Source organism: Muricauda sp. MAR_2010_75, from assembly GCF_000745185.1.
Lineage (GTDB): Bacteria > Bacteroidota > Bacteroidia > Flavobacteriales > Flavobacteriaceae > Flagellimonas.
The window spans coordinates 3,922,184-3,944,976 of record NZ_JQNJ01000001.1; the positions used below are offsets into that span (position 1 = coordinate 3,922,184).

Below are 22,793 nucleotides of genomic sequence, written 5' to 3' on the forward strand. Positions count from 1 at the left end.
TTATGTCAACCAACTAAAAATTTATATAATTTGTAGAGCATTAATGTATTTGTAATCATGTTACGCTAGATATTCAATAACCAAACTACAAACCAACCACCAACCAAACCATGAAAAAAATACTACTTGCCCTTCTTGCTATCACTATAGTGCTAGCTGCTATTTTAGTATTCAACACCCTATCATTGACCTCCAAACAAGTGGAACCTGAACCCCTCACTGAAGTTCAATTTCCAGAAACTATTTATCAAAATCTCTCCAAGGCCATACAATACCCTACCATTTCGCATAACGAAGAGGCCATCCCCGACTCCACAGCCTTTAATGGGTTTCACCGGTTTTTAAAGGAGACTTTTCCATTGACGCATGAAAATTTAAGTCTTGAAAAAATCAGCGATTATAGTTTATTGTACAAATGGGAGGGTTCAGACCCATCAAAAAAGCCCATTATCCTCATGTCTCATCAAGATGTGGTTCCTGTTGACCAACCCACGTTGCAGGATTGGGAAGCAGCTCCCTTTGAAGGTATAATTACCGACACCCACATTATAGGTCGCGGTACTATGGATGATAAGAGTTCCTTAATTGCTTTAATGGAATCTGTAGAAAAGCTATTGAGTGAATCGTTCGTTCCTTCCCGCACCATTTATCTGGCTTTTGGGCATGATGAAGAGCTTGGCGGGTCTAATGGTGCTAACAAGATTGCGGCCCATCTAAAAGCCAAGGGAATTCATGCCGCCATGACTTTGGATGAAGGTGGCATGCTTGCCGAAAACATGGTTCCTGGAGTTGAAGAAACGGTTGCCATGCTGAATTTGGCTGAGAAAGGGTATGCATCCTTCCGCCTAACGGTAGAAACCACAGGAGGTCATAGTTCTGCTCCACCTAAAGAAAATACTATCGGAATGCTTGCCAAGGCCATTGTTGACCTTGAAAATAACCAACTCCCCTACAAACTGGTAAAACCAATTGACTACCAATTTGAATACATGGGTGCGGAACTTCCGTTTTTCAAAAAGATGGCATTTGCCAATCCTTGGTTGTTCAAAAAACCCGTTCTGGAGGCTTTGAATGCCCATACCACTACTGCCCCAACAATAATAAATGGTGGAGTCAAGGACAATGTGATTCCTACTGTGGCTGAAGCGACCATTAACTTTCGGATTTTACCGGGAGAGACGATTGCATCAACAAAAGAACATATTCAAAGTGTAGTGAGTGATAAAATTAAGGTTGAGGAAGCCGGTTTTGTTACCAACCCATCCCCTGTTTCGGGAATTGATTCTGAAGCATTCAAGACCTTGGAAAAAACCATTCGCTCTGTATTTCCAGATGCTATCGTAGTTCCGGGACTGATTGGCGGTGGTACGGATGCCCGGTATTTTTATGAGGTTTCTGATGATGTATACCGATTTTACCCTATTCGCATCAATCCAGAAAGCATGACCCGATTCCATGGCATTGATGAGAAGATAAGCAAGGAAAATTATAAGGAAATTGTCACCTTTACGTATTACCTCATCCGAAAGTTTGGGTAGAGCACTGGTTAAGTTCAACCCAACCACCCTTCACGATCCAAACTGCGGTACTGAATGGCCTCTGATATGTGGTTGGTATTGATTTCAGTCACATTCTCTAAATCTGCGATTGTTCTGGATACTTTCAAAATTCGATCATAGGCCCGGGCTGAAAGGTTCAACCGCTGCATGGCATTTTTCAACAGCTCTTTTGAATCTTCATTCAAGGGACAGAATTTTCGAATCAATTTTGTACCCATCTGGGCGTTGTAATGAATGTTTTCCAGTTCGGTAAAACGCTCAGCTTGAATTTTCCGAGCGGCCACCACCCGTTCCCGAATAACGGCACTATCCTCTCCTTTTCGGTCGTCCGATAGTTTTTCAAACGGAACCGGGGTTACTTCAATATGAATGTCAATCCTATCCAACAAAGGACCGGAGATCTTGCCTAAATACCGCTGCATCTCCACAGGAGAAGAAGACAGTGGGGCATCAGGGTCGTTAAAATAACCGCTTGGACTCGGGTTCATACTGGCCACCAACATAAAGCTACTGGGGTAGGTTATGGTATATTGTGCACGTGCAATGGTTACTTCCCTATCTTCCATGGGTTGGCGCATTACTTCCAACACGCGACGTTCAAATTCGGGGAGTTCATCCAAAAAGAGCACCCCATTGTGGGACAAGGAAATTTCCCCGGGCTGGGGATAGCTTCCACCTCCTACCAAAGCAGCTGCGCTGATGGTATGGTGAGGATTCCGAAAGGGCCGTTGGCTCATCAAACCTCTATTCTTGACTTTGCCCACCACGCTGTGTATTTTTGTCGTTTCCAACGCTTCGTGTAGGGTCATGGGCGGCAAAATGGAAGGCAAACGCTTGGCCAACATGGTCTTTCCCGCTCCCGGTGGGCCGATCAATATGATGTTGTGTCCACCAGCAGCCGCTATTTCCATACAACGTTTTATGCTTTCTTGGCCCCTAACATCCGAAAAATCAAATTCAAGGTGGCCGTATTGCCCATTAAATTCCTCTTGGGTATCCACTAAAGTTTCAGTCAAAGGTTTCTCGGAATCGAAAAAGTCGATGACCTCTTTAATGTTATCCACGCCATACACCTTAAAATCTTCCACCACAGCAGCCTCCATAGCATTCTCATTGGGAAGAATAAATCCTTTGAAACCTTCTTCCTTGGCTTTGATGGCTATGGGCAAGGCCCCTTTTATTGGTTGCAGGCTTCCGTCCAACGACAGTTCCCCCATAATTAAGTAATCCTGTATTTCTTCGGAATTGATTTGGTTGGAGGCTGCTAGTATCCCTAGCGCCAAAGTGAGGTCGTAAGCGGAACCTTCCTTACGCAAATCGGCTGGGGCCATATTAATGGTAATCTTTTTACCGGGAATTTTGTAGCCAATATTCTGAAGGGCAGCCGCAATACGATAATTACTTTCCTTAATGGCATTATCCGGGAGACCCACCAAATGATAACCAATCCCTTTATCTACATTTACTTCTACCACTACAGTTGTGGCCTCAATGCCAAAAACGGCACTTCCATAAACTTTTATGAGCATTTAGTATTTTTCTTGTTAAACGAGAACGAAAAAGTAAACGATCTCACTCAACTATCAGCCCCCTTTTGACGGATACCGGGTTTCCATTTGACGTAAACCCTTCTAGAACCAACTCGTAGGTTCCAGCGACATCTGAGGTATAAAAAACAATCTCTTGTGTTTTCTTAGATAAATCCACGTTCGGTTGCCAAAGCAATTGGTATCTAAAATCCGGAATGTGTGCTTGTTCATCACCTTCAGTATATTCTTGTTTAAAGTACTTTTTTTGTAATTCAGGCTTGAACAATTCTGCGCTCTTAATATCGGGAGAATAGTACTCATTATAAAAGTTCCCTTCTATAGTTTTAAAAGAAAGTATCCCTTGAAAAGCTTGTGAACCAATCATTACATTATCCCTTGAGAAACTGATAGACTTTACTTTTTTGGCACTATACCCGATAAAATCCTCATGTTTTTTAATGAAAAGTCCATCCACAAAGACCGCTGCAGTAAGGTTATCATTGGACAATCCCACATTGGGGCGTACTTCAAAAATCCTGTTTCCATCATTCAGCGTCTTGATGGAAAGATGATCTGTGACCTCAATTATTGTTTCCGTGAGCGTATTGAACCTCGTATATGCGTCCAAATCATACACTATGGGCAGATCCCTGTAAAATGGAGCGATCTGTTCTACATGAATCACTGAATCCAATCTAATTTCACTATAAGCGTTTTCAATCTGATTATGAACACTTCGCTGTAAAATGGATTTTTCCAAGATTTGTGGAATTACAAACTCTGGAAAGACCAGATCATTATACTCATTTGCTCCTGCATCCAAATTCACCTCATATTGGTCCGCATCTTCGGCCATCACCTGAAGAGCTGCTGCTGTATTATTGTATTTCCTATCTAAAATAAAACTGAACTTGCCCTCTTCATTAGAGGTTGCCACTTTAAAAAGAAATGCCTCTCCCGGGAGAGACAGGCCAATCCTCTGGTTCTCCACAGGCAACCGCGTATCCTTCTTTACAATGGTTCCAGAAATTACTTCTCCCCGAATCTCTGGGAGGTGAAAGTCTTCTGAATGTGTTTCTTGACCTATTCTTCTGTTGAGGTCTCTTAAAAAGATTTCTGAAGACAATGGCTTTCCAAAAGAAACAGAATCTTTTTTTCTAACGGAAATGGAGTAGCTACCAGTTATTTTGGATTCATTTATTCCTTTAAGGGAGATTGTAACCTTATCTCGTTTTGCAGCGCGACTTTTATCCAAGACCATATCTATGAAAGGGCTGTTTTTTACTTGTCCGGTAGCAGCAAAACTTTTGAGTTTGGATGGGGTATTTTCTTGGAGTGAATCAGCGGATTTCTCCAAATATGCCTCTGGTATGGTCTCATATGGATTTATGATAAAGATGTCGGCCTTAAAAAAGTTTTTCTGACCAAAGTTTTGCATCCACTGGGTATAGCCCAATAATTTATAGGTTCCTGTGGGAAGAGAGACTGGAATAAAAAAATCACCAGAACCCGAACCAGATTCCAGTCGTATTTTATGTGAGAAAACAACTTTTCCAATACTGTCAATGAGGGAAACGTAGCCTATTTTACTGATTTCAGTAAGTTGTTTGGTGGTGTTGTCCAGACCATAGAATTTGTACAAAAGTTCCTCACCAGAAAGCACTGTTGATTGATTATAGTGTACATAAGTACTTTCTTGTGGCAGGGTCTGTAACAATTGCGCATTGGATTGCCCGAACAGTAAACTTTGAGCCATGCACAAGAGAGCCATAGTTACGATATAGTTATTTTTCATAGTCTTTACTTTTAATCTATCCAAAATTCCGGGGCTTCAGACGGGCCCAATACCGTACAGTCGCCACAAACACGATCCACAACAATATATGGCCCTGGCCTATACAAATTTTCGCCATCATAATCCTTAACATATTTTACAAGATTATATCTTACCTGATCGATCAAAAATCCGCGTAATGGAGCAATTATCTCACATGGACTTACATAAGGCGGTAGGGATTCTCCAGGGAAAAAATCAACATAATTGAAAAAAATCCGTTTTTCATCTACAGAAGCTACATCAAAATAGCCCAAGACTTTTTCATTTCTATCCTTTTGGGAAATTATATTCCCTATTAAGTAACCCGGCTGCGTTTCTGAAAAAAGGCTTTCTGATGTTGCAAAATTTTTCAGTGTCTCATAAAACCTGTATGCTGTTTGTGAATGCACATACTGTTTTACCAAAATACTGTACCTGTACGAAAGGATATAGTCTTCACTGTTGATAAAACGGACATTATAGTTTTCGAATCGATCTATGCCTAAATCTTCTGTGTCATTAAGCAATAAATTGGTTGAACGATGTGAAGGATAACAAACAAACTCATCTGGCGACCTTGGCCCAAATTCTAAGATTGGGGGCAATGGAGGAGACTGATCCACTACTATCAAATCTTCATCCCTAAACATTGGTGCTACAACCTTATAGGTTTCCTCATATTCATATTGATAATATCCTGGATCATCCCCTGAACTGGAACCGTCCACAAAAACACCCATGCCATCCTCCCCAAAATCGTTCAACATACGAACGGCATAGAGACTATCAATGCTCGATTTCCCAGCCATTTGGACCGTATGGGAAGCATATTGGCGGCCATCTTTGGTAGTTATCTCCAATGTGTAATCCAAGTTAGGCTCTGCCGAAAATAGTTGGTTGGATACATATGTGCCTGCCTCTCCTTCGGTAAAATCATAGGCATTTCCATTTCCTGTCAACACCTTAACCCTTGCTCCCGATTCTCCTGTTGGCCCGTCGGCTTCAAACTCATAGGTGCGTGAAATATAGATTTCCTGGTGCTTGGGTTCATCGGTGATGGTCGCATCTATAACTAGGGCACTTTCAAAATCTACATAGGAAGTGTCAAAAGGTTCAATACAACCAGATAGTAGTATCATTCCGTACCCTATGAATAGTGACCCTAAGTTCCCTGCTTTTTTCATTTTTCATCTATTCGGTCCAAAATTCGGGTACCTCTGCGGTGCCCAATACGCTGCAATCCCCACAAATACGGGGTGCAATAAAATAGGGGCCTTCATTAGCTCCCGGTGGAGCATTATGACCTACAAAGGCAGCTGTTCCGCTTTCTAAAATAGGACGTAAAACACATCCTCCTGGGTTAGCTATTACCGGGGCGCTTGGGCTACAATTCTGTACGTAGGGTGGCAATGGTTCATCCGGATAAAAATCTGAATAGTTAAAAAATATTCTTTTTTCATCCACAGCGGATACATCAAAATAACCCAAAACCTGCTCATCCCGGTTTTCTCTGGAAAAAACATTGCCCTGTAAAAATCCAGTTTGGAGTTGGGAAAATAGATTTTCAGTAGTTGATATTTCTCCAAGTGTTCTATAAAAGGTATAAGCCTCGTTGGATTCTACATATTGTCGTACTAGAATGCTATAGCGATAAGAAATGATATAATTGTTTCTATCTATAAAACGAACCCTAAACTGATTCACCCGATCTTCCGCCAAATCTTTGGTGTTGGTCAGTATTATTCGGTTGGAAAACGCTGTTGGGTAACAGACCTCCTTATAATCTTCATTTACCGCTTCTAAAACCCCACATCCTCCTTGTGGATCTCCAATTAAGGTTAAGAAGTTCCAATCTGGAGCTACAACCCGATAAGTTTCCTCATATTCATATCTATAGTTAACTGAGTTTCCGGTAGGATCATAGCTATCCACAAAAATGGCCATCCCATCTTCCCCAAAGTCGTTTGTGATACGCTCAGCAGTAATTTGGTCAATTGTGGTTGTGCCCGTGGTCAGTTGCACTGGTTCCGATCCATACGCCCTCCCATCTTGGGTAGTAATGGAGAGTTGATACTCCACTCCCAACTCCGCAGCGAAGGCCTGGTCTGAAAAATAGACCCCGTTTTCACTATCCGAAAAAGTGTAGGTATTTCCGTTTGAGTCCATTACAGTAACGTTGGCATTTGATTCTGCAGAGGGTCCCTCTTCTTCAAACTCATAGGTGCGGGTCAAAACAATGCGTTGTTGTTTCATGTCATTGGTTAGCACCGCATCGATTACCAAAGCGCTTTCAAAATTCACATAGGAGACATCAAAAGGTTCAATACATGAATTGATTAAAACCGATACAGACACCCAAAACATAAGTCCATATTTTCTCTTGAAATCCATAGTCCTAAAACTTAAAATTATAGGTTATTGTGGGCACGGGAACGGAAAATATAGAGCTTTGATATGCCTTTATATCCCCATCTTCAGTGACAAAAAACACGGAATAGGGGTTGTTCCGCCCCAACACATTGTAAATGGAGAAACTCCAAAAGCTGTGTGCAAATTTTTTAATCTTATGGTTGCCTTCCATTTGAAAACTAAGGTCCAAGCGATAATAATCCGGAATTCTGAACTTGTTCCGGTCGCTGTAAAAAACATATTCAGAATTGTTCAGGGCAAAACTTCCAATAGGAAAAGTCACCGGCCTCCCCGTTTGATACACAAAATTGGCTGAGGCACTGAACCTTCGGGTAAATTTATAGTTTGCCACCAAGCTGATGTCGTGCGGCTTATCATAGTTGGATGGAAAAAATTCACCGTTGTTTATGCGTTCTTCATTGAATTCGCTGTCCAATTTCACAAACGAACGGGAATAAGTGTATCCCAACCAGCCATTCAATTTACCTTCGTTCTTTTTGATAAGAAATTCAATACCATAGGCTTTTCCATCGCCTTGAAGCACCTCGGCCTCAATAGTCTCATTCAGTAAAAGCTGGGCACCGACCTTATAGTCCAAAAGATTTTTTTGCTTTTTGTAGTAACCTTCCAGACTCAGTTCATATATACTTCCGTCAAAATTTTTGTAAAAGCCCAAGGTAGCCTGATAAGCTTCCTGTGGTTTTATATTGATATCCGATAATTTCCATGTATCCGTTGGGGACACTGTGGTATTGTTGGAGAGCGTATGAATATATTGGAAAGCATTGTTCAAGCTTGCCTTTACCGAAAAATCTGGACGAATGAAATAACGAGCAGAAAGCCTAAGCTCGGGGCCGCCATACGTTTCTATGACCTCATTCTTATCAAATTGACGGGTTTCTTCCAATGTTTCTTCATTTTTTGGGGCATCGTCTTCGTAAATACGCTGTTCTCCTTCGCCCAATGAGGCATAAAAGGAATAGCGAAGGCCCATACCTATCAACAATTTATCATTGAACTTAAATTGATCGGAAAGAAAAAGTGCCGACTCCAGCCCCTGTTCCCTGGGTATGATCAATGTTGATACATCTGAATCAGGGCCCATGGGGTCCTTTCTCCCAGGGTTCACCACATAATACTTGCTGGCTATTCCAAAATCCAAAGTGTGCTTGTCATTGTACAAATACTTCATTTTGTATTTGAACTCGGTTTCATTGTTTTTGTACCCCAAATCAAAATCGTCATTGGCCTGCCCATCAAATTCAATCCCAAATTGGTACTCACTATTCGAAAGAATAAGGTTACTAGTGATCTTTTCACTGAATTTATGGTCCCAACCCAATGAAAATAATCTATTGCTATAATCGTATATGGAATCTGAGGTTATGCTGAAATCATCATGGCTGTAATACCCCGTGGCTTTAATTTCATTGTTCTCATTGATGGTGTGGTTGTATTTGGCCATGATGTCGTAAAAAGATGCGGAACTGTTGCTCAACTTTTTTTCATCCAGTGCTCCCAAAATCCAGTCAGAATATGTTGCTCTACCGCCAACCATAAGAGCCGATTTATTCTTTATGATCGGAGTTTCCAACACCACATTTGCTGTAACGGGCCCTATGGAAGCTTCTCCCGAAAATTTTTCTGTATTTGCATCTTTGCTTGTAATATCAAAGACTGAGGAAAGCCGCCCTCCGAACTCCGCAGGGATATCGCCTTTATAGATTTCCGCTGACCCGGTTGTATATGGATTGATGGTTGAAAAGATTCCGAAAAAATGTGCAGGGTTATAGACTACACCGTTATCCAATAATATAAGGTTTTGATCTGTTCTCCCTCCCCGAACATTGAACCCAGACGCTCCCTCACCTGCTGTAGTAATTCCCGGCAGAGCGACAGCGGCTTTCAAAATATCCCGTTCACCCAAGACTTGGGGAATGTTTTTTATGCCTTCCACATCTATAACTGTCACCCCTGTGGTTACTGCCTCCACATTTCGGTTGCGGTTGCCTTCCACAACCACCTCATCTAGGCTCTCTACACTTTCATTCAGTTGAAAATCATGTGAACCATCTCCATAAAGTATGATTCTGGTTCGTGAATCTTGAATGGCCAATCCTCTGGTTTGAATGATATGCTCTCCGGCAGATAGTCTCAAGCTGTAGTTCCCGTTAGAGTCCGTTGAAGTTCCAATATCTTCCCCTTCAACCAATATGGCTAAATCTGGTATTGGTTGGCCGTTTGTTTGGTTTATCGCCTTCCCTTGAAGCGTAAATGTCGTTCTCCTATTATTTTGGTCGGCCCTTCCTATTCGAACAGTTTCCATTACACGAACAGCATTTTGGTCTGTTTGGACAAATACAGGGGCTACTGGTTCCAAGTCTTCGTCAACATTTTCCTGATCTTTAGATAATTGTTCTCCTCCTTCTCCAAAAAAACCCTCGGGTAAACCGGCATAAATCTGACTGTTCCTTAGCAGAAACACCCTGCCATTATCCATAATAAAATAGTTGATGACGGTCTCTTTTAAAAGGTCATCCAAAACAGTGGTTACGGCCACATTGTCAAAAACTCCCGATACCCGTATCTCCGAAACCCAATTCTCAAGGTAAAAAAAGGATAACCCGGTTTGCTCCTCAATATCCTGAAGCACCTCTGTGAAAGACCTATTGGTAAATGAAAGGGAAACCTTTGGAACTTCATTTTGTCCAAAAATGAATTGAATGCTGAAGAGAAGTATGATAAAAACTATTTTATTTCTCATGCTTACTCTGTATTTAGGGCTCGATTCATAAGAAGTTCAATACGTTTAGCCAAACTGATTTTAAAACCATCAGGGTCAGATTTGCTCTGTCTTCTGGCCAAAGCGTAAAATGCTTTAATTTCCTTTTTTAAATCAGGAAATAAGTCAATCGCTTCTTTCTTGGAGTTAAATGAATGGTATTGACCTTTGTAGAAAAGTGCATATTCACTGGGCCCATCCAAAAACTCATAATAGAGAAATCTTCTGTCTTTTTTATCGAAACCTCTTTTGGTATACTTGGTGTAGAGCGTAAAATAGGTCCCTTCCATGGAAATGGTATAGAATCCATGCTCATTTAACAATGGTGCTTCTTCTTCCAAAATTTTCACAAAGTGTTCCCCATCCAAAACAAAACCTTCCAAATATTCCTTATACAGCTGCATAGTGCCTCCTCCTGCTTCTGTGATCAATCGTAATAGAACCTCGTCATCATAGACGTCATACTTTAAAGCTAGGTTATAATACCATTGACCAGCATAATGGACACTTCCTGGAAAGAAGTCCACTCCTTTGTAAAAATGTACCCTTTCATTGATGGTCCTATATTTTTCCACATATACCATCCCTTGATAAAGTCCCGTGTTTTCAACACCTACTGCTTCGTCGAAGGAATTAAGCTGCTGTATTTGGGACAAATCTTGCCCATAAATTGAGATAGAGAAATTGAAAACTAGGAAGAGAAAAAAATGATTTACGCTATGACTCATTCGTGTTCTGAATTGAATTTATGGCATGAAACACCGGTTCAAAATCAAAAAATATTGGTGGGGGAAGTCTTAAAACATTTAAAATTTAACCCATTTCACTGAATCGTCACAGAATAAAGAAAGTTTTTTCTGTCTTTTAATTAAAAAATAATGGTTTCGTAATAAAAGATAAGGTTTATTGGGTATTAGTGAAGGTCAAAACCGATTCTGCCCTTTCATGGATTTCTTCGGTGTTCATCATCATTTTACGGAACTTGCCTTGGATGTACATTTCAGCCTGGTCTTTGTAGTGCTTACTGAAAGGATTACCTGATTGCCCCGTTGGCAATATACTAATACTGTTCTCAATGTCCGAAAAATCGATGATGCGCCGTGTGGATGGGCCAGAATTTACTTTATAATACCCTGTGCTGTCATAAGGAAACCCCATATTGTTAATGACTTCCCGGGTTCCATTTACAGGGAATGGTCCAACGTTAAAGTATTTCCGAAGCGATTCCACTTGACCTATGGGATGTTCGTGCTCCAAGGTATGCACTTTGTCCCATGTCCATTGGTTGGGATCGGGTCCAAAATCTTCCACCAAGGAATTCCATGCATCGGAAAAAGATTTTAAAATAATGTCTTGTCGGGTTTCCACCCTGTCCGTTGTATGGATATTATCCCACCACTTTCCATTTTCCATTTTGGCGCCCCATGCAATCTGTCGTTTAAAGAGGTGGGTGGTTAAAAACTGATTGAACAGTTCCGGACCCAATTCATCTTCCATGGTGTTTTTGGCCACAAAATATTCACACCGGTGGTACAGGGTTGGGTTTGTGCTTTTCAATGAATAATGCCCGTCCCAATTTTCCAAAGAATCCACCTGCACCAATTGCTCATTGGACAACTGGGTGACATCAAAAAGTTTGATGAGTTCTGTGATCAATAAAGGGTTGACCGAAGAGGTTGCATCCAAAATCATTTCAGAAGTTGATTCCTTGTCCCAATCATTCCTGGCCTCCAAAAACTGGACAATCCGTTTTGCCCTGTTTTCCGGCAAATAGTAACCGGGATAGAGCATGCCCGCAATGGAATCGGGTTGGTTATTTGCGGAATACACATAATACCAAGGCGGATTTATGGCACTTGGGTTTTCTGAAAAATCCAAGAACCGTATCGGTTCTTCTTTTCCCGAAGTACCATCCAAAATGAATTTTGTGGACACGCTGTCCGGCATTTGGTACAATTTGGCCGTGGCCCACCACGCCACATTCCCTTCAGCGTCACCGTACATTACATTGAGGCCCGGAGCGTGGATTTTGGGCAGTGCACTTTTGAATTCATTGATATTGGTAGCATGGCTGATACCATACAATCCGCCTAGTATCTCATTTTTCTCTTTGGTATAAATCCAAGACATGGCTACAGGTCGCTCTCCAGAAATTTGATCGGCAATGTGATTCAAAACAGGTCCATGCTGTGTTCTGGAGTAGGTGAATTCCACATCTTCCCCATCCTTTACTTTGATGGTTTTGGTTACATATTCAAAATTCTTCCAACCATCAGCGGTTTTATATTGTGTGCTATCGGAGGGATTGATCTCTTCATAATAGAAATCGATGTCGTCATTCTCGAACATGGTCAATCCGTAGGCCAAATCTCTATTGTGACCCAACAAAGGAAAAGGGACCCCTGCCAAATGGTATCCGTATTTTTCATAGGTTGGCGTATTCACATGGGCCTCGTACCAAACAGAAGGTTGCGCAAAACCAATATGGGGGTCATTAGCCAAAATCACCTTTCCGCTCTTGGTCTTTTCTGGGGCTATCACCCAACTATTACTCCCAATAAATTGGGGAATGGGGAGTTTGTCCAAAAGAGCTGTCACCGTTGCGCTAATGTTCCCCGCCAAGGAGTCAACATCATTTTTTGTATAGTTTTTTATCCAAACTGTTGAGCTATCTGAACCAATAGCTAGGTCATTCAAATATTCCTCCCCCAACTTATCCCGTATATTGGTCAACAAGGGGTCGGTTTTGTGTGCCATGGCAAAACTGAAGGCCATATATCCCACTGCATTATGTACATCCTCCAAAGTAAAGGTTTCTTTTTCCAGTCCGGTAAGGTAAAACTCAATTGGGGTAGGTCCTTTTTCAATGAATTCGTTGATGCCGTCCAAATAGGCTTGGGAAAGTGAAACCATCTTACTTTGCCTATCCAAATTAGCTACGGTTTCGGACGTATGGTCATCTATACCCAAGGAAAGAAAGAATTTGTCAGTCTTTACCAAATCCTGTCCAAAGACTTCCGAAAGTCTCCCTTTGGCCACCCTCCGCAACAATTCCATTTGCCACAATCGGTCTTGTGCGTGCACATAGCCCAATGCTTTTAGGGCATCGGTTTCCGTTTCTGCATAAATATGTGGAATGCCGTAGGCATCATAGTAGACATTGACCTCACTCTGTAGTCCCGGAAGTGTTTTTTTTCCTGAATAATCCGGTTTTAAGGCGTTGATAAACAGAGCTATACCGATGACTGTCAATAGAACAAGACCAGCCAGCACCAAAAGTACTTTTTTAAGTTTTTTCACGGTTTTTTAGGTACGTCAATTCGTCTCGAAGGTAAACTATTTTCCGAAATCGAGGATAAAAACACGTTGAAAAACCAACTCACTTATTCATGGAAAGTTGATGTTTCTCCAAACCTGATTTGAGCCACGCTTCATACGTTTCCACATCTACATATTGAACGGCATCGTTCAATATTTCCAAATTTGGGGATAAAAGTACGTAATAGGGTTGCGAAGCCGCATTGAAATTCACCGTTTGGAACGTGCCCCATTTTTGACCTATGGTCTCAATGGATTTTATCCTTCCAGAATCGAATTTAAAATCAAATTTTTCGCTCTCTGGGAGTTCCTTACGGTCGTCCACATATAATGAAATGAGCACGTACTCATCTTTTAACAAGGGATAGACACTGGAATGGCTCCAAACATTTTCTTCCATTTTCCTGCAATTGACGCAGGCCCATCCTGTAAAATCCAACAGAATAGGTTTGTTGTTCTCCTTGGCATAGGCCACCCCTTCCTCAAAATCCTTGAAGCAATCCAATCCCAATGGACAATCGCTCTCGGTTTCGACCACACTATAAAAATCCGGTGGGGGAAATCCGCTCAGCAATTTTAAATGCGTAACGTTCAACACGCCCAAAATTAAATAGACTGAAAAAGCCAAACTCAACACTCCAAATAATTTCCGGGTTGGAGAAAGTTTCTTTTTGGGACCATCATGTGGAAATCTAAAAATACCGAACAGGTACAGCGTCATCAATACGAAAAGTACGATCCAAATGCCCAAGAAAATTTCCCGTTTGAATATGCCCCAATTTCCCACCAAATCGGCATTGGAAAGGAACTTAAAGGCCAAAGCGAGTTCCAAGAAGCCCAATACCACTTTTACGGTGGTCATCCATCCTCCCGATTTCGGCAAGGAATTCAACCAAGTTGGGAATAGCGCAAACAAAGCAAATGGCAGCGCTAAGGCCAACCCAAAACCTACCATTCCCATGGTGAGATTGGTGGCTACGTTACCCTCAGCGAGCGTTGTACTTCCCAGAAGTCCTCCCAAAATAGGTCCAGTACAAGAAAAAGAGACAATGGCCAGGGTCAATGCCATAAAAAAGATGCCCAAGCCTCCTCCCACTTTTGAGGATGCGGAATCCATTCTATTGGCCCATGAACTGGGCAGGGTCAACTCAAAATAACCGAAAAAGGAAAATGCGAACACTACAAAAACAACAAAGAAAAAGATATTGAGCCAAATGTTGGTAGCGATGGTATTGAGTATCTGGGAGTCCACCGAATTAAACAAATGGAACGGCAAACTCAACAGAAAATAAATCAATACAATGAAAAAACCGTAGAGTACCGCATTGGCAATTCCCTTGGATTTCTGCTGGGACTGTTTGGTGAAAAAGGAAACGGTCAATGGAATCATCGGGAAAACACAAGGTGTCAACAAAGCAATAAGCCCTCCCAAGAAACCCAGACCAAATATCATCCATAGGTTCGAATTGCCCTCAGAATTGGTTAAACCTCCTTGGTTGAGCAAGTTCTTGTTCTTTAAATCCAACTTTAAGGACTCACCAATGGCCAAACTTTTTTCATCGAGCTCTTTTTGGGCTTCTACAAAGGCTTTACCATCTAAGGAAATTTGAAAAAGATAATCTTTGGGAATACAGACTTCCTTACAGATTTGATAGAATAGATTCACGGAAACCTGCCTTACTTCAGGGTTTAAAAGTTTGATTTTTTGGGTGAAGATGGCTTCTTTTTTAAAAAAAGTCTCCTCTACCTCAAAAATATCACTGTACTCCTTTATGGTCTCGCTTTCTTCAGTTTTTCCAACAAGCTCGTAATCCTCTCCAGCTTTTTCAAAGGTAAACTCACTCGGAAGGGAACCTCCCTCGGCCGTATATTGGGAATATACATGCCAACCATCCATGATTTTTCCTTTAAAGACCAGTTCATATTCTGTGTCGGAAATTTTGTTTACCTCATGGCTCCAAACCGCTGGGTTGGCCTCGGTTTGGGAAAAGATATAAAAGGGAATCAGCAAGAATCCTAAAAGGGGGACTAAAATTCTCATGCAACAAATGTAATCTTTATAATAGTTTGGGTCGATTCATCAACCTTAAAACGTTCATCCGCTCTACGGCCCACCACCCAAACAATTTCGTCGTTGGAGCAAAGTAGCCATTGTTTCTCCTTGGAAAATACGTCCATCTTCTCATCTTTGAAAAATTTGGACAGTTTTTTTCCGCCTTTCATCCCGTAGGGATAAAAATAGTCGCCTTTTCGCCAATTTCTTAACACTAAAGGAAAGTTTAACTTTTTCTTATCCAAAAAGATAGTGTCTTGGTCTGACTTTTCAGCGGTTTTTACGTTTTCCAGTTTTAGTTTTATGGGAAATCTTAATAGACCTTCCCTGTTAAAGACAGGATAGGATTCCTCTACCCTATTTTTATTTTCTGAAAGTATTAAATATTCCCGGTCTTTCAACAACCTATGGGTCTTGGAAATAACCTCTTTACCGCTCATGGCATTCAGCAAACCTTTTACATCTTCCCATTGGGTGAAACCATATTCCTTGAAAAGTCCATAGAGATAAGCTTCAATTGGGTGTAACTCTTTTAAAGGTTCAATCGCTATTCTGATGACATCCCCGTCATCAGCAAACAACATGGATTTGATTTCCTGAAGGTGGTTTTGTACGAGAACTTGAGTGTCCTGTAAATGAATCTGGGTCCGCTTGAAATTTTCCAGAAAAGCGGGGTGCAACTCCTTTAATTTAGGAACAATCTCCAACCGGATTTTGTTCCGAAGGTATTTTTTGTCCGAGTTACTGCTGTCTACCCGCCATTGCAAATTTTCCCGTTTCGCATAGTCTTCAATGTTTTTTTGTGAAAAATCCAGCAAAGGCCGAACCACTTTTCCATTTTGTTCCGGAATCCCGGAAAGCCCATCGATACCAGTTCCGCGGGACAAGTTGATGAGAAAAGTCTCCAGACTGTCATCCAGGTGATGGGCCGTTAACAGATACTCAAAACCTTTGGCTTCCAATAGTTCATTAAACCATTGATACCGCAGTTCGCGTGCTGCCATTTGGATGGAACCTCTGTTTTGGTCTCTAAATTTTTTGGTTTTGAACGATTTTACCTCTGCCTTAATGCCCAACTTCTTGGCAAAATTCCGAACAAAATGCTCATCGCCATCACTTTCCGAACCTCGTAAATGAAAATTACAGTGGGCCAAGGTCACATTTAACCCAGCATGAACGGCAAGGTGAGCCAGAACCACGCTATCCATTCCTCCACTACAAGCAACCAACAACCTTGCTTTCTGCAGGAAAGGCAAATTGGCTTTTAAATGTGCTTTGAACTGTGGAAACATACTGCAAAATTACAAATAATCATCCGCCTGTTTCCAAAACACTCCGCATGGCCTTGGCTTTCAGCAAACATTCTTGGTATTCCCGTTCAGGGTCCGACTTGGCCGTAATGGCACTCCCCACGGAAAAGGAGACATACTTGTTGGTTGCGTTGTACAGAATGCTTCGGATAACTACGTTGAAATCGAAATTGCCCTCTGGGTCAAAATACCCCACAGCACCGCTGTACAGCCCCCGTTTGGTCTCTTCCAATTCTTCAATAATCCCCATGGCCGAAATTTTAGGGGCACCCGTCATACTACCCATTGGAAAGGTTTCTTCAATGAGTTCCACAGGGTTTTTGTACCCTGTAACTTTGGCCACCACAGTTGAAATCAGTTGATGAACTTGCTTATAAGTATATACTTTGCACAATTCTTCCATCACAACACTGCCCTTTAGTGCACTTTTGGAAAGATCGTTCCGTACCAAATCGGTGATCATAATGTTCTCGGCGCGTTCCTTCTCATCAAGGGCGAGTAGTTGCTTCAACTTTTCGTCCTCAGCTTCATTTTCATCCCTCCGGGCCGTGCCTTTAATGGGTTGTGAGATGATTGTTGTTCCCTGCTTCCTGATATATCGCTCGGGAGAGGCGCACATTAAATAGTTTTCCCTCAATTGCATAAAAGCGGCAAAAGGCGGTTCAGAAATGGCATTTAAACGCTTATAGGTTTGCCAAGGATTGATGGATACGTCTTCGGCATAGAATTCTTGACAGAAATTAGCCTCATAAACATCACCTCTGTGAATGTGTGCCAAAAGTTTGTTGATTTTTTCAAAGTAGGCGTCTTTATGAATCCGCATTTTTATTTTGATGGGGTCATGCACCCCATTCGTTTCCTCAAAACCCATCAGTGCTTTGATCTGGGCATGATCTTCTTGGATTGCATTGGCATACTCATCCAAATACAAGAAATGAATTTCTTGCCCGATACACTTGATAATCTTACTAGGCTGAAAAAAATGAAGGACAGGAAAGTCCAGTCCATCAAAATTATGGGAAACCAGGTCTTCCAACTCATTTTTCAAATCATAGGAAAAGAAACCGAACAGCCAATCCTGTTTTTTACCCACAAAGCTCTTCAGTGGGCTCAGGGAATCAAAAGAAATGGACTTATCAGTCTGTTCATGAACCGCAACCAAAAAATCGAACGAGCTATATTTTGCCACATGCTCATTGCCATCCAACCACACCACTTTCTTAAATGCCTTAGACCATTCAAAAAGTGCATTTTTATATCTGAATGGGTTTGAGATTGTGAAAGAGCAGTGTCGCCGCAAGTGGAACTTACTTTAAGGTGTCAAGAAAAGTGTCCAAAGCAGATGCATGCTCTTTTTTAAGAGCTTCATCTTTAATGTCCTCCTTTGCAAAATTTTCATGGAAAGAGGGAAGGGAAAATGTTGTTATAATCTCACCGCCAAATCTTGGCAAGAGGTTTTGGGTAACTTCAAGAGCACCTTTTGCTCCTCTTTTTCCACCGGAGGTTGACATGAGGAACACTTTTGTGCCTTCCAAAAATTTACGGTCCAATCGAGACAACCAGTCCAACACATTCTTAAAATAGGCGGATGGGTTTCCGTTATGCTCATTCACGGAAAGAATAAGCCCCTCCGCTTTTTGGATATCACCTTTCAACTCAACCAAAGAATTGGAATACCCCTTTTGCTTTTCATCATCCTCACTGTACATGGGAAATGGGTATCGCGTCATGTTTAGGAGTTGAAAATCGTGCTCTCCCAACAAAGAAGTAGTGTATTGTACAAGTCTGTAATTAATGGATGTTGAAGAATTGCTTCCGGCAAATGCCAAAATTGCAGCCATATAGAAAAATATTTGATTGTTTTGCTAAAATACCCCAATTGATGCTTAGATGCGAGTATTTTGTATAATTTTGGCACCGAAAGCATCCAAATACACTGTTAAACAAGTATATAGGGTATTGATTATTGCATGAAACCACAAACAAACAGATTGTTTTTTATTGATGCCATGCGTGCATGGGCCATCTTGATGATGCTTCAAGGTCATTTTATTGACGGGCTATTGGACCCTATTTTTCGGGACCCGGGAAATATGGGCTTCAATATTTGGCTTTATTTTAGAGGAATCACCGCACCTGTTTTCTTTACGGTTTCAGGGTTTATTTTCACCTATTTGTTGATTCGTGTACCCCAGAAAGGATTTGATAATCCAAGAGTGAACAAAGGAATCCGCCGCGGTCTACAATTACTGTTTATTGGGTACCTGCTTCGGTTGAACCTCTTTGGACTTTTTAAAGGGGAGCTTTATAATTCATTTTACCAAGTGGATGTGCTCCACTGCATTGGGTTGTCCATTTTGGCCTTGATTGGCGTGTATTTGTTCTCCATCAACCGAAAAAAGTTTCTTTTTCCAACGTTGCTAATGGGTATTACACTGGTACTTTTCTTGTTTGAGCCAATCTATAAACAATGGTCGTTCTCATTTTTGCCCGACCTTTTTGCAAACTACCTTACTAAAGCCAATGGCTCTGTTTTTACCATTATACCATGGTTGGGCTACACCACACTGGGTGCATTCATTGCGGTGCTATTTACCCGATATAAAGATTTCAAATATTTGTACCCGGTTGCCATTTCCACTGCAGTGCTGAGTGGTTCCGCTCTGATTTACCTTTCCTCGCTAACATTTATTGCACTTTATGAGTGGACAGGACTGGAATTGTTCCAATTGATTCAGGATAACAATTACCTGTTCATCCGATTGGGGAATGTCCTTATTGTTTTTGCGGTTTTTATGCTGTTGAGACGCTTTTTGACCAACAAAACAGTGTTGCAGCTTGGAGCCAGTACACTTTCCATTTACATAATTCACTTTATTATTCTTTATGGAACCTTTACAGGACTGGGTCTGTATCGCTTTTTCAACCACTCCCTAATGCCCAGTATTGCAATACCTGGAGCATTGCTGTTCATGATCGCCTGTTCCTATTTGGCCTTGAAATACAATCGACATGAAGCAGAAATCAAATCACAGATTTCCTTGGCCTTTATCACTGCCAAGATTCAATTGCTCGAATTCAAGGACGCATCCATTCCTGTTCTTAGAGAGCTTATCTCTCGGATAAGGTTAGTACTTAGAAGGGTTTTTAGAACCGTCCGAAGCTAAAAATATATTCACAAAAAAAGCACCCAACCAAGTTGGATGCTTTTTTAGAATATCAAATTCTTCCGAATTTAGAAACTTCTATGCGTGTATTGCTCTATCCGCAGTGGCGGCCAAAGCAGCTTCTTTCACCGCTTCCGCATAAGTTGGGTGGGCATGGCTCATTCGGGCAATATCCTCTGCAGAGGCCCTGAATTCCATGGCCGTAACACCTTCCGCAATCAAATCTGCGCAACGTGCCCCAATCATATGGACGCCAAGAACCTCATCAGTCTTTTTGTCAGCTAAGATTTTTACAAATCCATCCAAGTCCATACTGGCTCTGGCCCTACCCAAGGCACGCATGGAGAATTGACCTACTTTGTAGTCAACCCCCGCTTCTTTGAGTTCTTCCTCAGTTTTACCCACTGCTGCCACTTCAGGCCAAGTGTAAACAACACCGGGTATCAAGTTGTAGTTGATGTGCGGTTTTTGACCTGCCAAGATTTCGGCCACCATGGTTCCTTCTTCCTCGGCCTTATGGGCCAACATGGCCCCTTTAACCACATCTCCAATGGCATAAATGTTGGACACACTGGTCTGTAGATGATCGTTGACTTCTACTCTACCCCTGTCATCCAATTTAACCCCTGTGGCTTCGGCGTTCAAGCCATCAGTATAGGGTCTTCTTCCGACGGAAACCAAACAATAGTCACCTGTAAACGTTACTTCTTCACCTTTCTTATCATCAGCTTTTACAATGACTTCATTCCCTTTACGCTCAACGGATTTTACCTTGTGGGACAAATTGAACTTCACCTTCTGCTTTTTCAATACCTTCATCAATTCCTTTGAAAGCGCACCGTCCATCCCTGGGATAATTCGGTCCATGAACTCTACCACGGTAACCTCGGCACCCAAGCGCTTGTATACCTGGCCCAATTCCAGTCCAATGACACCACCTCCAATAACAATCATATGCTTGGGCACTTCCTTAAGCTTTAGGGCTTCTGTTGAAGTAATAATGCGTTCCTTATCCAATTTGATGAACGGCAAAGTGGATGGTTTGGAACCTGTGGCGATGATAGTATTCTTCGCTTCTATAGTTTCGGTCTTTTCATCCTCTTTATCAATATTGATGTGTGTGGCATCCTTAAAACTGCCCAAACCGTGGTACACATCAATCTTATTTTTATTCATCAAAAACTCGATGCCCTTGGTGTTTTGGTCAACCACATCTTGCTTTCGGGCAATCATTTGCTTCAAATTGACCTTGACTTCTCCAGGAATGTCAATTCCATGCTCCTCAAAATGCTTTACCGCATCTTCATAGTGGTGCGAAGAGTCCAGCAGTGCTTTTGAAGGAATACAGCCCACATTAAGGCAGGTGCCCCCCAAGGTTGGATATTTTTCAATGATCGCGGTCTTCATTCCCAATTGGGCGCATCGAATTGCCGCTACATAACCTCCAGGTCCGGAGCCAATAACGGCCACATCGTATTGATTCATAGTAAATGCTTAGAGATAATTATTCGTTCTATTATCAGCACAAAAATAACAATGTTTCTCCGATGCACCATGCTTTCCCTTAACATATCCTTACCAATAAGTTATGCAATTTTGCCTGTATATTTACCTTATGCGAAGTTTACGGTTAAATCAAGAGGTGGAAGTTTTTATTGCAGGAATTGCAGCGGCCCAGAGTTTTCTACTTTCGATTTACAGCTTTTTTGAACGGAAGAAGGATTTTAGGAATCTTTTGCTTTCGGTCTTTTTTATGGCCATTACGCTTCGTTTGGGCAAATCTATTCTTTGGGTCTATTTGGATGATTCCCCACTTTGGATGATTAATTTGGGATTTACGGCCCATGCCATTACTGGACCCATTTTGTTCCTGTATACTTTATATTTTCTGTTTCCCCGCAAATGGTCGCGATGGAATTGGGCGCATTTTGTACCGGCCTTTTTTATGCTGGCTGAGAGTGACTCCCTTACCTTGGATGGGTTTTGGTACCACGGTGGGTATACCGCACTACTTGCCCACCAGTTGGTCTACAGCGGCCTTACGCTTTATGTATTAGGGAAATACTTTGGGTTGAAACAAGCAAGGGTTCCAATGAGTCGGTCTGCTCTTTTTTGGATCATTGCCCTTGTTGTAGGCACCACAGTTTGGCAACTGTTGTATTTCTCCAATTATTTTCTGGGATGGACCCCTTATTTGTTAGGCCCTATAATTTATCTCCCCTTTGTTTATTTTATGGCCTTTTTGTTGTTCAAGAATCCTACGCTCTTAAAACAACCACTAAAGACCAAGCACCAAAATATTCGGCTGACCCAAAAGGAACTCGATGGGCATGCCATAGAATTGGAGAACTGCATGACCGAGAAACAACTCTATATGGATTCCAATTGTACGCTGTCCACGGTGTCCAATGCCATGAAACTACCGCCTTATCTAATTTCACATGTGGTCAATAATGGTATTGGAAAAAGTTTTCCGGATTTCTTGAATGGCTACCGTATTGAGGAGATAAAACGTAGATTGGCCCATCCTGATTTCCAAAATACCAAGATTGCCAATATTGCTTATGATTGCGGCTTTAACTCGCTTTCCTCATTCAATAGCGCCTTTAAAAAAGCCACTGGCACCACTCCTTCTTCCTATTTAAAGCAACACCTTCCCATTTAGCGATTCATAAATCCGTCAGACTTTTTTATCAACCTTTAAGGACTTTGGTTTTTAAGCGTGCAGTTTCGTGTTGAAATTTAGCCTGCACCTGTATGAAGTCGAATTTTTCAAAGAAAATCCATACGCTTTTTCATAGCTCCAAAAAAAATGAACTAACCGTAGTAGCCCTCTCTTGCTGCTACTTT

15 protein-coding genes are annotated in these 22,793 nt (G+C 41.6%); 3 read left to right on the forward strand and 12 right to left on the reverse strand.

All coding sequences use genetic code 11. The features are described from left to right. Window positions 1–110: 110 nt before the first annotated feature. A complete protein-coding gene (locus FG28_RS17685; protein ID WP_036385250.1) occupies window positions 111–1,538 on the forward strand; it encodes a M20 family peptidase in 1,428 nt (475 codons plus the stop codon). 14 nt (window positions 1,539–1,552) lie between these two features. Here FG28_RS17685 and FG28_RS17690 read toward each other — a convergent pair whose 3' ends face one another. The 11 genes from FG28_RS17690 to FG28_RS17740 all read right to left on the reverse strand — a co-directional run bounded on the left by FG28_RS17690 (window position 1,553) and on the right by FG28_RS17740 (window position 18,617). Beyond that, the gene (locus FG28_RS17690; protein WP_036385252.1) at window positions 1,553–3,088 is read right to left on the reverse strand and encodes a YifB family Mg chelatase-like AAA ATPase; all 1,536 of its coding nucleotides are present in this window, start codon (window positions 3,086–3,088) and stop codon (window positions 1,553–1,555) included. Window positions 3,089–3,131: 43 nt separating this feature from the next. Next, entirely contained in the window at window positions 3,132–4,883 is a 1,752-nt protein-coding gene (locus FG28_RS17695; protein ID WP_036385254.1) for a hypothetical protein, read from the reverse strand. Window positions 4,884–4,894: 11 nt separating this feature from the next. Then, entirely contained in the window at window positions 4,895–6,088 is a 1,194-nt protein-coding gene (locus FG28_RS17700) for a DUF4249 domain-containing protein (protein WP_051947460.1), read from the reverse strand. Window positions 6,089–6,095: 7 nt separating this feature from the next. Further along, the gene (locus FG28_RS17705; protein WP_051947462.1) at window positions 6,096–7,295 is read right to left on the reverse strand and encodes a DUF4249 domain-containing protein; all 1,200 of its coding nucleotides are present in this window, start codon (window positions 7,293–7,295) and stop codon (window positions 6,096–6,098) included. A 4-nt stretch (window positions 7,296–7,299) separates the two neighbouring features. After that, complete coding sequence (locus FG28_RS17710; protein ID WP_036385255.1) at window positions 7,300–10,077, reverse strand: carboxypeptidase-like regulatory domain-containing protein; 2,778 nt, start codon at window positions 10,075–10,077, stop codon at window positions 7,300–7,302. 2 nt (window positions 10,078–10,079) lie between these two features. Beyond that, window positions 10,080–10,823, reverse strand: coding sequence for a hypothetical protein (locus FG28_RS17715; protein WP_156102322.1), 744 nt, complete (start codon window positions 10,821–10,823; stop codon window positions 10,080–10,082). 175 nt (window positions 10,824–10,998) lie between these two features. Further along, entirely contained in the window at window positions 10,999–13,395 is a 2,397-nt protein-coding gene (locus tag FG28_RS17720) for a penicillin acylase family protein (protein ID WP_036385259.1), read from the reverse strand. Between the two features lie 79 nt (window positions 13,396–13,474). Then, entirely contained in the window at window positions 13,475–15,454 is a 1,980-nt protein-coding gene (locus FG28_RS17725) for a thioredoxin family protein (RefSeq protein ID WP_036385261.1), read from the reverse strand. After that, entirely contained in the window at window positions 15,451–16,758 is a 1,308-nt protein-coding gene (gene tilS / locus FG28_RS17730) for a tRNA lysidine(34) synthetase TilS (protein ID WP_036385263.1), read from the reverse strand. Before tilS ends, FG28_RS17725 begins: the two co-directional genes overlap by 4 nt. Before the next feature lie 19 nt (window positions 16,759–16,777). Beyond that, entirely contained in the window at window positions 16,778–18,076 is a 1,299-nt protein-coding gene (locus tag FG28_RS17735; RefSeq protein WP_036385265.1) for an anthranilate synthase component I family protein, read from the reverse strand. A gap of 7 nt (window positions 18,077–18,083) precedes the next feature. Then, window positions 18,084–18,617: an NADPH-dependent FMN reductase gene (locus FG28_RS17740; RefSeq protein WP_036385266.1), complete on the reverse strand. Its 534-nt coding sequence runs from the start codon at window positions 18,615–18,617 to the stop codon at window positions 18,084–18,086. Window positions 18,618–18,746: 129 nt separating this feature from the next. Here FG28_RS17740 and FG28_RS17745 point away from each other — a divergent pair, with 129 nt between their 5' ends. After that, entirely contained in the window at window positions 18,747–19,943 is a 1,197-nt protein-coding gene (locus tag FG28_RS17745) for a heparan-alpha-glucosaminide N-acetyltransferase domain-containing protein (RefSeq protein ID WP_036385269.1), read from the forward strand. Between the two features lie 78 nt (window positions 19,944–20,021). Here FG28_RS17745 and lpdA read toward each other — a convergent pair whose 3' ends face one another. Then, window positions 20,022–21,428 carry a dihydrolipoyl dehydrogenase gene (lpdA, locus tag FG28_RS17750; protein ID WP_036385270.1) on the reverse strand — a complete coding sequence of 469 codons (1,407 nt, stop codon included), beginning with the start codon at window positions 21,426–21,428 and terminating at the stop codon, window positions 20,022–20,024. 130 nt (window positions 21,429–21,558) lie between these two features. Between lpdA and FG28_RS17755 the strand changes: the two genes are divergently transcribed. Next, entirely contained in the window at window positions 21,559–22,608 is a 1,050-nt protein-coding gene (locus FG28_RS17755) for an AraC family transcriptional regulator (RefSeq protein ID WP_036385272.1), read from the forward strand. Window positions 22,609–22,793 lie beyond the last annotated feature (185 nt).

What these genes read in the sequence shown, in the direction of transcription:
- FG28_RS17685 (WP_036385250.1), top strand. Translation starts at nt 111, where the DNA reads ATGAAAAAAATACTACTTGCCCTTCTTGCTATCACTATAGTGCTAGCT.
- FG28_RS17690 (WP_036385252.1), bottom strand. Translation starts at nt 3,088, where the DNA reads ATGCTCATAAAAGTTTATGGAAGTGCCGTTTTTGGCATTGAGGCCACA.
- FG28_RS17695 (WP_036385254.1), bottom strand. Translation starts at nt 4,883, where the DNA reads ATGAAAAATAACTATATCGTAACTATGGCTCTCTTGTGCATGGCTCAA.
- FG28_RS17700 (WP_051947460.1), bottom strand. Translation starts at nt 6,088, where the DNA reads ATGAAAAAAGCAGGGAACTTAGGGTCACTATTCATAGGGTACGGAATG.
- FG28_RS17705 (WP_051947462.1), bottom strand. Translation starts at nt 7,295, where the DNA reads ATGGATTTCAAGAGAAAATATGGACTTATGTTTTGGGTGTCTGTATCG.
- FG28_RS17710 (WP_036385255.1), bottom strand. Translation starts at nt 10,077, where the DNA reads ATGAGAAATAAAATAGTTTTTATCATACTTCTCTTCAGCATTCAATTC.
- FG28_RS17715 (WP_156102322.1), bottom strand. Translation starts at nt 10,823, where the DNA reads ATGAGTCATAGCGTAAATCATTTTTTTCTCTTCCTAGTTTTCAATTTC.
- FG28_RS17725 (WP_036385261.1), bottom strand. Translation starts at nt 15,454, where the DNA reads ATGAGAATTTTAGTCCCCCTTTTAGGATTCTTGCTGATTCCCTTTTAT.
- tilS (WP_036385263.1), bottom strand. Translation starts at nt 16,758, where the DNA reads ATGTTTCCACAGTTCAAAGCACATTTAAAAGCCAATTTGCCTTTCCTG.
- FG28_RS17740 (WP_036385266.1), bottom strand. Translation starts at nt 18,617, where the DNA reads ATGGCTGCAATTTTGGCATTTGCCGGAAGCAATTCTTCAACATCCATT.
- FG28_RS17745 (WP_036385269.1), top strand. Translation starts at nt 18,747, where the DNA reads ATGAAACCACAAACAAACAGATTGTTTTTTATTGATGCCATGCGTGCA.
- lpdA (WP_036385270.1), bottom strand. Translation starts at nt 21,428, where the DNA reads ATGAATCAATACGATGTGGCCGTTATTGGCTCCGGACCTGGAGGTTAT.
- FG28_RS17755 (WP_036385272.1), top strand. Translation starts at nt 21,559, where the DNA reads ATGCGAAGTTTACGGTTAAATCAAGAGGTGGAAGTTTTTATTGCAGGA.